This window comes from Romboutsia sp. 1001285H_161024_C4 (genome assembly GCF_015550185.1).
Lineage (GTDB): Bacteria > Bacillota > Clostridia > Peptostreptococcales > Peptostreptococcaceae > Romboutsia_C > Romboutsia_C hominis.
On sequence record NZ_JADNAJ010000002.1, the window covers coordinates 524,169 to 538,404 of the forward strand.

General features: G+C 26.8%; 13 protein-coding genes. 9 read left to right on the top strand and 4 right to left on the bottom strand.

What is annotated here, in order from left to right; genetic code table 11:
* Positions 1-230 precede the first annotated feature (230 nt).
* The 6 genes from dnaG (at position 231) to I1959_RS06110 (ending at position 7,117) form a co-directional block, all read left to right on the top strand.
* Entirely contained in the window at positions 231-2,042 is a 1,812-nt protein-coding gene (gene dnaG / locus I1959_RS06085; protein ID WP_195237554.1) for a DNA primase, read from the top strand.
* Between the two features lie 17 nt (positions 2,043-2,059).
* Positions 2,060-3,223 (top strand): RNA polymerase sigma factor RpoD, encoded by a 1,164-nt coding sequence (gene rpoD, locus I1959_RS06090; RefSeq protein WP_242871306.1) that lies wholly within the window; start codon positions 2,060-2,062, stop codon positions 3,221-3,223.
* Positions 3,224-3,293: 70 nt separating this feature from the next.
* A complete protein-coding gene (locus I1959_RS06095; RefSeq protein ID WP_092924946.1) occupies positions 3,294-3,986 on the top strand; it encodes a tRNA (adenine(22)-N(1))-methyltransferase in 693 nt (230 codons plus the stop codon).
* Positions 3,987-3,999: 13 nt separating this feature from the next.
* On the top strand, positions 4,000-5,097 hold the full coding sequence (locus I1959_RS06100; protein WP_195237436.1) for a Nif3-like dinuclear metal center hexameric protein: 1,098 nt from the start codon (positions 4,000-4,002) through the stop codon (positions 5,095-5,097).
* A gap of 164 nt (positions 5,098-5,261) precedes the next feature.
* A complete protein-coding gene (locus tag I1959_RS06105) occupies positions 5,262-6,581 on the top strand; it encodes an MATE family efflux transporter (RefSeq protein WP_092924950.1) in 1,320 nt (439 codons plus the stop codon).
* Between the two features lie 104 nt (positions 6,582-6,685).
* On the top strand, positions 6,686-7,117 hold the full coding sequence (locus I1959_RS06110; protein ID WP_166505723.1) for a hypothetical protein: 432 nt from the start codon (positions 6,686-6,688) through the stop codon (positions 7,115-7,117).
* Positions 7,118-7,201: 84 nt separating this feature from the next.
* On the opposite strand, the gene I1959_RS15770 is transcribed toward I1959_RS06110, so the two are convergent.
* The 4 genes from I1959_RS15770 to I1959_RS06130 form a co-directional block, all read right to left on the bottom strand.
* Entirely contained in the window at positions 7,202-9,349 is a 2,148-nt protein-coding gene (locus I1959_RS15770; protein WP_195237437.1) for a YhgE/Pip domain-containing protein, read from the bottom strand.
* A 102-nt stretch (positions 9,350-9,451) separates the two neighbouring features.
* Positions 9,452-10,024 (bottom strand): manganese efflux pump MntP, encoded by a 573-nt coding sequence (locus tag I1959_RS06120; RefSeq protein WP_195237438.1) that lies wholly within the window; start codon positions 10,022-10,024, stop codon positions 9,452-9,454.
* Between the two features lie 142 nt (positions 10,025-10,166).
* Positions 10,167-10,931: a PucR family transcriptional regulator gene (locus I1959_RS06125; protein WP_166505720.1), complete on the bottom strand. Its 765-nt coding sequence runs from the start codon at positions 10,929-10,931 to the stop codon at positions 10,167-10,169.
* A gap of 82 nt (positions 10,932-11,013) precedes the next feature.
* Positions 11,014-12,141: an ABC transporter ATP-binding protein gene (locus I1959_RS06130; protein WP_195237439.1), complete on the bottom strand. Its 1,128-nt coding sequence runs from the start codon at positions 12,139-12,141 to the stop codon at positions 11,014-11,016.
* 237 nt (positions 12,142-12,378) lie between these two features.
* Between I1959_RS06130 and I1959_RS06135 the strand changes: the two genes are divergently transcribed.
* From I1959_RS06135 to I1959_RS06145, 3 genes are all read left to right on the top strand, one after another.
* A complete protein-coding gene (locus I1959_RS06135; RefSeq protein WP_092924962.1) occupies positions 12,379-12,927 on the top strand; it encodes an NADH peroxidase in 549 nt (182 codons plus the stop codon).
* An 86-nt stretch (positions 12,928-13,013) separates the two neighbouring features.
* Entirely contained in the window at positions 13,014-13,625 is a 612-nt protein-coding gene (locus tag I1959_RS06140; RefSeq protein ID WP_195237440.1) for a DedA family protein, read from the top strand.
* 86 nt (positions 13,626-13,711) lie between these two features.
* On the top strand, positions 13,712-14,236 hold a 525-nt coding region (locus tag I1959_RS06145), incomplete at its 3' end, for an NADH peroxidase (protein ID WP_195237442.1).

Genomic DNA, 14,236 nt, shown 5'->3' on the forward strand with positions numbered 1-14,236 from the left:
AATAGATTTAATCTGCAAAAGACATATTTAATTCAAAAAATATGTGATATTTTAAAATTGTAGATAAATAACGTATAATAAATATATAGATAGAATTAAATAATAAAAAAATAAAAAAATAAGAAGGATGTTAACAAAAAAAGTCGAATTGTGTATAATGAGGATTTGACAAATTTAAAATATAATGTAAAATAGTAATGTTAGAAAAAATTACACCAGAAGGTGATAATATGAATGATATAAAAGATATAATAGAAGAAGTTAAAAGTAGATGTGACATAGTAAGCACAATATCCCAGTATATAGAGCTTAAATCATCTGGGATAAACTATAAGGGACTTTGTCCTTTTCATGGCGAGAAAACACCATCATTTTATGTAAATGAATCTAAGCAAATTTATAAATGCTTTGGATGCGGAGAGGGTGGAGATGTAATTAACTTCGTTATGAAGATGGAAAATCTAGATTTTATTGATGCAGTAAAAGTTTTAGCTCAGAAGTATGGAATTGAAATTAATACTAATATGGATGAAGAATCTAAGAAAAAATTAGAAAAGATAAAAAAGTTCCAAGATATACACACAGAAGCGGCTAGATTTTATTTTTCTAACCTACACACTAAGAAAAATAGTGGATATGCATACCTAAGAAGTAGAGGATTAGATGACAAAATCATAAAAAAATTTGGACTTGGGTATTCACTAGCATCTTGGAATTCACTTATGGACTATTTAACATCAAAAGGTTATAGTAACAAAGATCTTATAGAATGTGGGCTATTAGCACATAAAAAAGAAAGTAACAAAATTTATGATAAATTTAGAAATAGAGTTATGTTTCCCATATTTGATTATAGAGGAAATGTTATAGGGTTTGGAGGTAGGGTACTTGATGATTCATTACCTAAATACTTAAATTCCCCAGATACAATAACGTTTAATAAAAGGTATAATTTATATGGCCTTAATTTCTCAAGGAAAGAAATAAAAAATAAGACTTTGATATTAGTTGAAGGATATATGGATTTAATATCTCTTTATCAATATGGTATAAAAAATGTAGTAGCTACGTTAGGTACGGCACTTACTAAAGAACAAGGTATGTTAATTAAAAGATATGCTGATAATGTTATTATATCATATGATTCGGACGAAGCAGGTATAAAAGCTACATTAAGGGCTATAGAAATATTAAGTGATATAGATATAAATGTTAAAGTATTAAATTTAAAGGATTGCAAAGATCCAGATGAATTTATAAGAAAATATGGAGTTAAAGGATACCAAGAGGCAATAGATGAGTCAATAAATCAAATAATATTTAGAATAAATAATCTAAAAAAACAATTTAATCTAAATAAAGATGAAGATAAGGTTAAATTTGCAAAAGGGGCATCTAAAATAATAAAAAAAGTAAAAAGTCCTGTTGAAATTGACTATTATACTAAATACTTAAGTGATTTAATACAAATAAGTATAGATTCCATAAAAAGGGAAATATATGGAAAAAGTTATAATAAAAATGGAAATAATAAATACCAAAAAAGTAAATATATAAAAAAAGACGAAGTTGTAATAGAAAAACCTAAGATTATAACAAATGGAGAAAAGTTTGTTGAGAAAAATCTTATAAAATTAATGATAGAAGATAAAAAACTAAGAGATATAATCGTACTAAAAGTAAATGACAATGATTTTTTATTAGATGAAAGTAAAGAAATTTTAAATTGGATAATTAAAAATCAAGAATTGGACAAAATAACTATTGACAAAATTAAAAGTTTAAACATATCCGAAGAATACATTAAAGATATAGAAAATATATCATTGAATAATATGAGCTTGAATAATGTCAAGGGTGTAGATGATATTATTAAGAATGTAAAGAAAAATACTCTTAATGAAAAAATGAATAGATTATTAAAAGAACAAAAAGAAATTGAAAAAAATAAAAATAATAGTGACACGAAAGAGGTAGATGGTAAGATTATGGAAATTGCTTTAAAAATCGTGGAAATAAGAAGAATGCTACAAAAGCTTTAATGAAGGGAGGTCTGAGTGTGGAAAATAAAACAAATAAAAAAGAATCAAAAAGAATAACAGCTAAGGGATTAATTGAAAAAGGTAAAAAGCAAGGATCTCTTACTTTAGGGGAAATAATGGAAGCTTTCTCTGAAACTGAACTTGATAAAGATCAAATAGAAAATTTATATGAAACTTTAGGAAACTTAGGTATAGAGGTTATAGAAAGCAAACCTCAAAATGCTGATATTAATTTCTCATCAGATGATGATTTAGATATAGATGTGCTAGAAGATGGTGTAGATGAAGAATTATCAAAAGATGATGCACCTATGGAATTAGAAGCTATAGATTTATCATTACCTAAAGGTATAAGTATAGACGATCCTGTTAGAATGTATCTAAAAGAAATTGGTAAGATACCTTTACTTAAGCCGCATGAAGAAGTAGAATTAGCTAGAAGAATGAATGAAGGGGACGAAATGGCTAAACAAAGACTAGTTGAGGCAAACTTAAGACTAGTTGTAAGTATAGCTAAAAGATATGTAGGAAGAGGTATGCTTTTCCTTGATTTAATACAAGAAGGTAACCTAGGTCTTATAAAAGCTGTTGAAAAATTTGACTATGAAAAAGGATTTAAATTTAGTACCTATGCAACATGGTGGATAAGACAAGCTATAACTCGTGCTATAGCTGACCAAGCAAGAACTATAAGAATACCAGTACATATGGTAGAGACTATAAATAAATTAATAAGAGTATCTAGACAGCTTCTTCAAGAATTAGGTAGAGATCCAAAGCCTGAAGAAATAGCTAAAGAAATGGATATGACAGAAGAAAAAGTAAGAGAAATAATGAAAATAGCTCAAGATCCAGTATCTCTTGAGACTCCAATAGGAGAAGAAGAAGATAGTCATTTAGGAGATTTCATAGAAGATGATGCAGCACCAGCACCAGCAGAAGCTGCAGCATATTCACTACTTAAAGAACAAATAGAAGAAGTTTTAGGATCTTTAAATGAAAGAGAACAAAAAGTATTAAAGTTAAGATTTGGTCTTGAAGATGGAAGAGCAAGAACTCTTGAAGAAGTTGGTAAAGAGTTTGATGTAACAAGAGAAAGAATAAGACAAATAGAAGCTAAGGCTTTAAGAAAATTAAGACACCCAAGTAGATCTAAAAAATTAAAAGACTACTTAGACTAGATTATACCAAAAACTCGCCTTTATATAAGGCGTTTTTTTGCATCTAAGAAATAAGGAAAGGACTATATAAATGAAGTTAACAGATAGATTATTAAAAATAGCATCTTTAGTTACTAAAGGCAAAAAAATTGCTGATATAGGAACAGATCATGGATATATACCAGTACATTTATTAAATGAAGGAAACATAGATTTTGCAATACTTGCAGATGTTAATAAAGGACCGCTTGAAAATGCAAGAAAAGAAGTTAGACATAATAATTTAATTGATAAAGTTGATTTGAGATTAGGATCAGGTATAGAAGTATTAAAGAAAGGTGAAGTTGATGAAGTTATAATAGCAGGTATGGGTGGAATACTTATAAGTGAATTGTTAGAAGCTAATATAGAAGTAGCACAAAGTACTGAAAAATTTATACTTCAACCAATGCAAGCACAAAAAGAACTTAGAAAATATCTATTAAATAATGGATATGAGATATTAGATGAGGTTTTAGTTAGAGAAGATTTCAGAATATATGAAATAATAGTGGCTAAATATACTGGGAAAAATACTAATGTAGAAGATGAAATATTTTATGAAGTAGGAAATAAACTTATAGAAAATAAAGATGAATTACTAAATGAGTTTATAGATAAAAGAATACATACATACACTTCAATACTTAATAAATTAGAAGGAAAAAGTGGAAAAGGGATAGATGAGAAAATAGAAGATAGTAGACTTAATATATCTAAATTAGAAAAATTAAAAACTTTATAAGGGGAATGATATTATGTTACTTAAAAGTCTTATAAAAAATATAGAAGCTAAATACCCATTAAACTTAGCTTATGACTGGGACAATGTAGGCCTTTTAGTGGGTGATTTTAACAGTGATATTAAAAAAGTATTAGTAGTTCTAGAAGCAAATGAAAGAGTTATAGATGAATCTATAGAAAATAATATAGACTTAATAATAACTCATCATCCATTTATATTTAAAAAGATGAATAAAATAAATACATCGGATTTAAAAGGAAGACTTATACATAAATTAATAAAAAATGATATAGCACTTTATTCTATGCATACAAACTTTGATATAGCATTTGATGGTTTAAATGATTACTTCATGGAATTAATGGGATTTGAAAATTGTAAGGTATTAGAAGTTACAAATAACGAAGTATTATATAAGCTAGCAGTTTATGTTCCTGAGACTCATATAGATAAGGTTAAAAATGCTTTAGGAAAAGCAGGAGCAGGTCATATAGGAAATTATAGTCACTGTAGCTTTACATCAAGAGGAGAAGGTAACTTTATGCCTTTAGAGGGCACAAATCCATTTATAGGAACAAAAGGAGAGATAGAATGTGTTAAAGAGGTAAAAATAGAAACTATTGTACCTCAAAAAATATTAGGCGGAGTCTTAAGCTCTATGATAAATGCTCATCCTTATGAAGAAGTAGCTTATGATTTATATAAACTAGAGAATAAAGGAAATTCAGTTGGTTTAGGTAGAGTTACTAAGTTAAAAGAAAAGATTAGTTTAAAAGATTTAAGTAATTCTATAAAAGAAAAGCTAAATATGAAACATATTAGAGTAGTAGGTAGTTTAGATACTACTATAAGTAAAATAGCTTTAGTTACAGGTTCTGGTGCTGATATGGTTAAGAAAGCTCAAAGAAGTGGTTGTGAAGTTATAATAACTGGAGATGTTAAATATCATGATGCACAAGATGCAATAGACATGGGGATGTGTATAATAGATTGTGGGCACTTTGAAACTGAAGATATATTTAAGGATGTTATGAAGAGATTTTTAGATGATATACATGATATAGAAGTTTTAAAAAGTAATATAGATTTAAATCCATTTAAAATAGTATAAAACACAAAAAATAATGACATATTTTTATGTCATTATTTTTTTTACTATTTATTAGAAAACATATCTATATATTAAATATAAGCTTATAGAATGCTTACTAATATGAATAATATACTTTCATTATAGCAAATACTATATATAAATATATGTATGAGGAGAAGTAAATGAAAGATAAAGAAAGTGTATTTTTAAATTCAGATATAAATAAGTTATTTTATAAGTATTTAATTAATAGTGTCTTGGGTATGCTAGCAGTATCGTTCTGTATACTAGCAGATACTATGTTTATAGGACAAGGTATAGGAAGCGATGGATTAGCTGCTTTAAATATATGTATACCTATATTTAATCTATTTAATGGATTAGGGCTTTTGTTTGGTATGGGAGGGGCTACAGCCTTAAGTATAAGTAGAGGAAAAGGAGAAATAGTTGAGTCACAAAGGATATTTACAAAATCTATTATAATAGCTATTTTAGTAGGAATTACATTATCTACTTTAGGGAAAATATTTACTGAGAAAATAGGGTATATACTAGGGGCTAATATAAGTAATATATATATGGTAAAAGAGTATTTAAGTGGTGTTTTAATATTTTCATTTAGTTATATCTTAGCTCATACTACATCAGCTTTTATAAGAAATGATCATAATCCAAGACTTGCTATGATAGCTACTGTAACTAGTGGTTTATCTAATGTTATTTTGGATTATTTACTAATATTTATTTTTGATATGGGTATAAAAGGTGCTGGTTTAGCTACATCAATAGCATCACTTATAAACCTATTAATACTTTTAACTCACTTTATATCTAAAAAATGTAGCTTAAGATTTATAAAATTTAAAATCAATGTAAAAGATATATCAAGGATACTATTTAATGGTTTACCAAGCTTTATTGTTGAAATATCATCTGGAATAGTAATATTTATATTTAACTTGAAATTACTAAATATAGTAGGTAATATAGGTGTTAGTGCATATAGTATAATAGCAAATGTATCTTTAGTAGCAGCAGCTATATTTACGGGGATATCACAAGCTATGCAACCTATAATAAGTGTAAATTATGGTGCAAATAAGATAGATAGAGTAAAGAGAGTAAGAAAAAAAGGTCTGAAGACTTCTATAATTGTTGGATTAAGTTTCTATATTATAGGTATATTATTTCCACAATTTATAGTAGGAGTGTTTACAAGTGAAAAAGGTCAGATTGTAGATATAACTGTGAATGCCATAAGATATTACTTCTTAGCATTTATATTTATGGGGATAAATATAGTTAATGGAGCATATTATCAATCCATGGAACATAGGATATTATCTAATGCAATATCATTATCAAGAGGGATTATACTAATTATAATAGGTATAACTATACTTCCCATATTCTTAGGTGTAAATGGAGTATGGTTAAGTGCTGTGTTTGCTGAAGTATTAACTTTAATTATAACTTATATATATGTATATAAAAAAAAATGACCCTAATTTAAGGGTTATTTTTTTATTTTTAATAGAAGAATTTTTTATTAGATAATACAAATACTATTAATATAGTATATGACATTTAAGGAGGAAAAAGTTCTATGGTAAAGTACTTAGTTAAACGTAAAATGAAAAATGAAGTCAACGTAAAAAGTAAAAAAGCCTTAGTATATACAGGAGGAGTTTTAGTTGGATTAGGGGGCTATTTTGCATATAAGGCTATTAAGAATAAAAGAATGAATAAAAATTTCAATTGTTGTAATGATTATAAAAATGAATCTTATTATTATGATGATTATGATAGCAGAGCTTATTGTTGTGATGAAGACATGGATAGTTTTGACGATGACTTAAAATCCAAAGTAGATGAATTTAATTCAAATAGAATAATAGAAGAAAATTGTACAAATGTAAGTAAAGAAGAGTTAGAAGGATATGTAAATAAAGCAATAGAAGAAAGAGAACATGAAGAACGAGAAGAAAATAAGCATAGACCTGGAGTTGGTATACATTACGATGACATAAAATATTAATATAGTAAAAAGTCTTCCTAAAGATTTTAGGAAGACTTTTTTGATTTATATATATTTTTATATATTAATCTTTTATATTAAATTTTAATGTCCAGTTAAGTCACTTTCATTAAATTTATCACTTATAGGTTTTGTATATTTATTAATAATACCTTTAAATAGTATAGTTAATATTATAGGTATTATTAAGAATACTATTAATACATATATATCCTTTATCAATACTGGTTTGTAAATACCACCTACAGTCTCTCTAAGAGCAGATATAGCATAAGTAAATGGTAAAAATGGGTTTACGTATTGGAAAAATGGAGGAGTAACTTGTATAGGGAAAGTACCTCCTGATGCAGCAACTTGTATAACTAATAGTATTACACCTATTGCTTTTCCTACATTTCCAAATATAGAGACCAATGAGTATACAATAGCTGTAAATACAATACTTGTAAACATTGATAATAATACAAATGATAAAGGATCAATAACTTTAACATTTAGAATATATAAATCACCAGCACTTACGATAAAAGCTTGTATTATAGCTATAGTTAAGAAAGTAAGTCCTCTACCAAAGTATATCTCAAATGGTTTGTAATCTCCATGTACATTAGCAGACAGTAATGACATTAGTAAAAGTACACCAACCCATAAAGATAATACTGTATAAAATGGAGTCATACCAGCTCCGTAGTTAGCTACTGGATATAATTTATCTGTAACTAGCTCTACTGGTTGCTTTAAGAACTCAGCACGCTTTATAGCATCGCTTTTAAGTAAAGATATTAACTCATTAACATCGTCACTTGAGTTTATTTTTTTCATAGCATTAACTAATTCATCAATTGTTGATTTAGCTATAGGTAGTTTTTTTCTTATAAATGATATATTATCTTTCGCACTATCTGATAATGATATCGTAGTATTTAGTATATCCTCAACTTGAGGTAGTTTTGCTTGAGCTTTATCTAACACACTAATAACTTCATTAGCAGTATTGAAACTTCCCTCAAATATGTTATTTATAGGATTTACTATTTTTGAATCAAAATTATTTAAAATTGATGTAGAAATTTGGTTTACATCATTTACAACCTTTAATACACTATTTAACTTATCTAAAGATGGTTTTTCTCCATTTGCAATCTGTCCTTTTATAGCATTTAAAGCGTTAGTAGCATTATTTAAGCTATTATTTATAGACTGTAAAGATGATATAGCATTTTCTAGAGGCCCACCTGGTTTAATAGCATTTAGTTTATTTAAAAAGTCTAGTACTGTATTACTTGTACTTGATAAAGTAGAAAGCTTTGATGATAAGCTATCTATAAGTTGAGGTACATTATCAGCACCGTTATTTATCGCATCTATTATAGATGATATATTTGATGAAGCACTTGATGAAACTTTAGATACTATTTGCAAATCTTCTTTTATTACAGGAGCAACTTTATCTAAGCTACCTTTGCTATCTTGTAAAAATACTTTTACATCTGATGCTAACTTTTTAGTATTAGATATAGTAGAAGTTATTAAAGGAACATCTTTTTTTAATTCCTTAGCAAGATCTTGTACTTTATCTGTAGCATCTGAAGCAAGATTTACAGTTTTATATATATCTTTAAATTTACTTTGAACATCTATAAGTTCACTTTCTAAATTAGATAGCTTTGGAAGTTGATTTTCAAGTTCTATACCTAAATTATTAGATACTTCAAATATAATTTGACTAACAGTTTTTACTACTGTTTGATTAACTTCATTTTGTATAGTTGAAGCACCTTTATCTGTAATTTTAGGGGCTATCGCGTTTATTTTTTCATTAACTGTGTATACTATCTTACCTTTTTTTACTTCATCAGAAGTTAATGAAGTTAAATCTTTAGAAAAGCTTTCTGGAATTTCAACTGAGGCATAATATGTACCTTTTTTAACTCCATTTATTGCGTCAGCTTTATCTACAAATTTCCAACCTAAATTATCATTTTCTTTAAGTTTTTTTACTAATTCATCACCAACATTTATATCCTTACCCCTTATTTCAGTACCTTTATCATTATTAACTATAGCAACTGATATATTTTTAGTACTACCATAAGGATCCCAAGATGCCTTTATATTAAACCAGGCATATAATGATGGTAAGACAGTTAGTCCTAGTATTATTACTAACAATACTTTGTTTGTAAAAATATCCTTTATGTCTTTTTTATATATTTTAAAAATATTTTTCACGTCTTTACACCTCCATGTTGACTAAATAAGGTTAGATTTAGAACTATTTTATATTATATTATTTATACAATAAAAAGTAAAGTTAAAAAATTGTAATATATATTAAAATAGTAAATTTATAATACCTGTATGATCATTGAATATGTTCAAACCTATTAAAATAAGTAATACTCCTCCTATTATTTGAGCAGATGATTTGAATAAATTGCCAATTTTTTTTCCTAATAAAACACCTAAAAAACATACTATAAATGTAACTAAAGATATAGTAAGTGATATAGGAATTATATTTACACTTAAAAAGGAAAAACTAACTCCAACAGCAAGTGCATCTATGCTAGTTGCAATTGACAATATAATGAGATCTTTATTATTTATGTAATATGAAGTAGTATCTTCAGGTTTGTCTTTTGCATCTAAAATCATTTTTAAACCGAGAAAGCTTAGTAAAATTAGAGCAATCCAGTGATCAAATGCTTTTATATAGCTTTCAAAATTTACACCTAATAAATAACCAATTAAAGGCATACCGCCTTGAAATAATCCAAAGAAAAAAGCTACTTTAGAAGCTAGCCAAAAATTTATATTCTTTAGAGTCATACCTTTTGTAAGAGATACGGCAAATGCATCCATTGAAAGTGCAAATGCTGTAAAAAATATAGTTAAAAATCCCATAATATCCTCCTTGTTTAAAGTTATAGCTAATCTTATTTTATAAAAAATATGATAAAAATATTCGTAATTTAGTGATAAGTAGATTAGGCAAAATAAAAACAGCTTAAATATATTAAGCTGTTAATAGTTAAAGCAAAAATTATTATTTAAAATTTATATAAGATTTTATAGTTAAATAAAAAATTAAAGCATCTTTAAAGTTTTTCAAATCAAGATTTAGTATTTCTTTAATTTTATCTAATCTATATATAAGTGTATTTCTATGTAAAAATAATGATGATGAAGTTTTAGAAATATTTTGATCATTTTCTATAAAGCATATTCCTGTATTCAACAAGTTTATATCCATTGTTTTTATAGACTCAAAATCTATCAAATCGTAAAAAGGTCTGTCGTGTTTTATAAAATATATAGATTTATATATTATTAAATCATTTAAAGTTATGTAGTTTTTAAAAAAAGTATTATTTATAAGGAAGTCTTTAGGTATTTCATTAAAAATAGATACTCTAGACTTAAATATATTTATATCATATATTTCACCTAAATTAATAATATAAGTATTTCTATAAGTCTCTGATTCTATTATTTCTGGTGTATGAAAATTAATATCTAATTTATAATCTGAATTTAATATTAATAAATTTTCATATAAAAATAATTTTATATTATCATATAAGTTATATAATATTCCCTTTAAATTATCTAGCTCACAGTCTTGTTGATAGAATATATAAAAATAACCTTTTATATTATCTATAGTTATATCTTCTATAAATTCTATAACATAAGCTTTATCATTAAATGTTACTACATTTTGGTTTTTGCTAATACTTTGATTATTATACTCGAAAAAATTAATTTTTTTATTTGTCTTTCCCTCTATAAATTGTATCAAATTTTGCATGAAGACCACCCCTGAAGTTTTCAATTAAAAAAGTAAGATGATTAATCATCCTACTTTAAATATATCATTAATTTAGAAATATTTATATATAAACTAGAGATTTATTTATAGCTTCTTGTGTTTCTTTATCAAATATATGTATTTTATGTTTATCCATAGCAAGTTTTAATTTATCTCCCATTTTAACTCTATACCTACCATCAAATCTTGCAGTTATACTTTGATTACCTGTTTTTAAGTAAGCATATATTTCAGCACCCATAAGTTCCCCAAGTTCAATAGTAGCTTCAAAAGTACTATCTAAGCTATTTTCGACAAATATATCTTCCATATGTATATCTTCAGGTCTTATACCTAGAACAACTTCCTTACCTATATATCCTTTTTCTATTAAACTAGATGATTCACCTTTATTTAATGCTATATCAAAACCATCAGCTTTTGCATGTATTTCTCCATTTACTTCAGTTAGAATAACATTTATAAAGTTCATTTGTGGAGCGCCTATAAATCCCGCAACGAACATATTGTTTGGTTTATCGTATATTTCTTGTGGAGTATCTATTTGTTGAACTATACCATCTTTCATAACAACTATTCTATCTGCCATAGTCATAGCTTCAACTTGGTCATGTGTCACATATATAAATGTAGTACCTAAAGACTTATGAAGTTTAGTTATTTCTGTTCTCATTGATGTTCTAAGTTTTGCATCTAAGTTTGACAAAGGTTCATCCATTAAGAATACTTTTGGGTTTCGAACTATAGCACGCCCTAGTGCAACTCTTTGCCTTTGACCACCTGAAAGTGCTTTTGGTTTTCTATCTAATAATTGATCTAAGTCTAATATTTTAGCTGCATCCCTAACCTTTTTATCTATTTCATCCTTAGGCAATTTTCTAAGTTTAAGAGCAAATGCCATATTTTCGTATACTGTCAAGTGAGGATAAAGTGCATAGTTTTGAAAAACCATAGCTATATCTCTGTCTTTAGGATCTACATCATTTACTAAATTTTCTCCTATATAAAGTTCACCATCACTTATTTCTTCAAGGCCTGCTATCATTCTTAGCGTAGTAGACTTACCACAGCCAGATGGTCCAACTAGTACTACAAATTCCTTATCTTGTATATCTATATTTACATTTTTTACTGCATTAAATCCATTTGAATATGATTTACATATATTTTTTAAAATTACCTTAGCCATTACCATTTCCCCCTTTTAACAACTATATTTTAATTTCATTTTATATTTTAATAATATCAAAAAAATGTTTTCTTAGTAATGTAAAAAATAACTAAAACTATTTAGATAAAATATACAGATTGTATAAAAAACATAAAAATTTTAAATAACATGTTTAAATAAAAAAACAAAAGGTATATATATAGTATGTTAAAAAGAAACTAAATAAAATTTATATAAATTTGGAGGAATAAAATTATGAAAAAATTTGTTTGTACAGTATGTGGATATATACATGAAGGAGAAACTGCACCAGAGAAATGTCCAGTATGTGGAGTTGGAGCTGATAAGTTTGAAGAAATGAAAGGTGAAATGGTTTGGGCTGACGAGCATAGAATAGGGGTTGCTAAAGGTATAGATGAAGAAATATTAGAAGGACTTAGAGCAAACTTTGTTGGAGAATGCACAGAAGTAGGAATGTATTTAGCAATGAGCAGACAAGCTGATAGAGAAGGATATCCAGAAGTTGCAGAAGCTTATAAGAGAATAGCATTTGAAGAAGCAGAACATGCTGCTAAATTTGCAGAATTATTAGGAGAAGTTGTTGTAGCTGATACAAAAGCTAACTTAAAAGCAAGAGTAGATGCAGAGTATGGAGCAACAGAAGGCAAATTAAAAATAGCTAAGAGAGCTAAAGAATTAGGACTTGATGCTATACATGATACAGTACATGAAATGTGTAAAGATGAAGCAAGACATGGTAAAGCATTCTTAGGTTTATTAGAAAGACATTTTGATGCTAAGTAATATATAGAATATAAAGGCTGCCTTATACAGGTAGTCTTTTTATATATTAATCACTGTTACTATATAAATATAAAGAGGTGAAATTATTGGAATTAAAAAATATAATAGAACATTTTATGATGAATTATGGACTTATAAGTATATTTATAATAGTAGCACTAGAGTATGCTAATGTAACTCTTCCTAGTGAAGTAGTACTTCCAATTGCAGGTATGTTTGCATATAAATATAACTTTGGATTTGTAAATGTAATAGTAGTATCTACTTTAGGTGGGGTTATAGGTTCCTTGCTAAATTATTTTCTAGGATTTAAATTTGGAAAGCCTTTAATAGATACTATAGGTGAAAAGTATCCAAAGACCAAATCAATTATAAACTCATCTTATATTTGGTTAAAAAAGCATGATAAATTATCAGTAATTTTAACTAGAGTAATACCTTATGCTAGGACATTTGTGTCAATAATAGCAGGGTCTATAAAAATGAATATATTTACATTTATGATGTGTTCTGCTATAGGAATAGGGATTTGGAATACTTCATTAATAAGTATAGGTTATGTTTTAGGAGATAACTTAAAATTTGTAATGTCTTTAGTTACTAAATACTCATATATAATGGTTATTTTATTATTAATAATAACTATAGTATATGGATTTATAAAATATAGATTAAAAAATAAAAAAATATGCAAATAAATGTTTAAAACAATGTATATGAGGTATATATATAGTATGTTAAAAGAAAGTAAATAAAATTTATATAAATTTGGAGGAATAAAATTATGAAAAAATTTGTTTGTACAGTATGTGGATATATACATGAAGGAGAAACTGCACCAGAGAAATGTCCAGTATGTGGAGTTGGAGCTGATAAGTTTGAAGAAATGAAAGGTGAAATGGTTTGGGCTGACGAGCATAGAATAGGGGTTGCTAAAGGTATAGACGAAGAAATATTAGAAGGACTTAGAGCAAACTTTGTTGGAGAATGTACAGAAGTAGGAATGTATTTAGCAATGAGTAGACAAGCTGATAGAGAAGGATATCCAGAAGTTGCAGAAGCTTATAAGAGAATAGCATTTGAAGAAGCAGAACATGCTGCTAAATTTGCAGAATTATTAGGAGAAGTTGTTGTAGCTGATACAAAAGCTAACTTAAAAGCAAGAGTAGATGCAGAGTACGGAGCAACAGAAGGAAAATTAAAAATAGCTAAGAGAGCTAAAGAATTAGGACTTGATGCTATACATGATACAGTACATGAAATGTGTAAAGATGAAGCAAGACATGGTAAAGCATTCTTAGGTTTATTA

What these genes read in the sequence shown, in the direction of transcription:
- I1959_RS06135 (WP_092924962.1), top strand. Translation starts at nt 12,379, where the DNA reads ATGAAAAAATTTGTTTGTACAGTATGTGGATATATACATGAAGGAGAA.
- I1959_RS06110 (WP_166505723.1), top strand. Translation starts at nt 6,686, where the DNA reads ATGGTAAAGTACTTAGTTAAACGTAAAATGAAAAATGAAGTCAACGTA.
- I1959_RS06105 (WP_092924950.1), top strand. Translation starts at nt 5,262, where the DNA reads ATGAAAGATAAAGAAAGTGTATTTTTAAATTCAGATATAAATAAGTTA.
- I1959_RS06100 (WP_195237436.1), top strand. Translation starts at nt 4,000, where the DNA reads ATGTTACTTAAAAGTCTTATAAAAAATATAGAAGCTAAATACCCATTA.
- I1959_RS06130 (WP_195237439.1), bottom strand. Translation starts at nt 12,141, where the DNA reads ATGGCTAAGGTAATTTTAAAAAATATATGTAAATCATATTCAAATGGA.
- I1959_RS06120 (WP_195237438.1), bottom strand. Translation starts at nt 10,024, where the DNA reads ATGGGATTTTTAACTATATTTTTTACAGCATTTGCACTTTCAATGGAT.
- I1959_RS06095 (WP_092924946.1), top strand. Translation starts at nt 3,294, where the DNA reads ATGAAGTTAACAGATAGATTATTAAAAATAGCATCTTTAGTTACTAAA.
- I1959_RS06125 (WP_166505720.1), bottom strand. Translation starts at nt 10,931, where the DNA reads ATGCAAAATTTGATACAATTTATAGAGGGAAAGACAAATAAAAAAATT.
- dnaG (WP_195237554.1), top strand. Translation starts at nt 231, where the DNA reads ATGAATGATATAAAAGATATAATAGAAGAAGTTAAAAGTAGATGTGAC.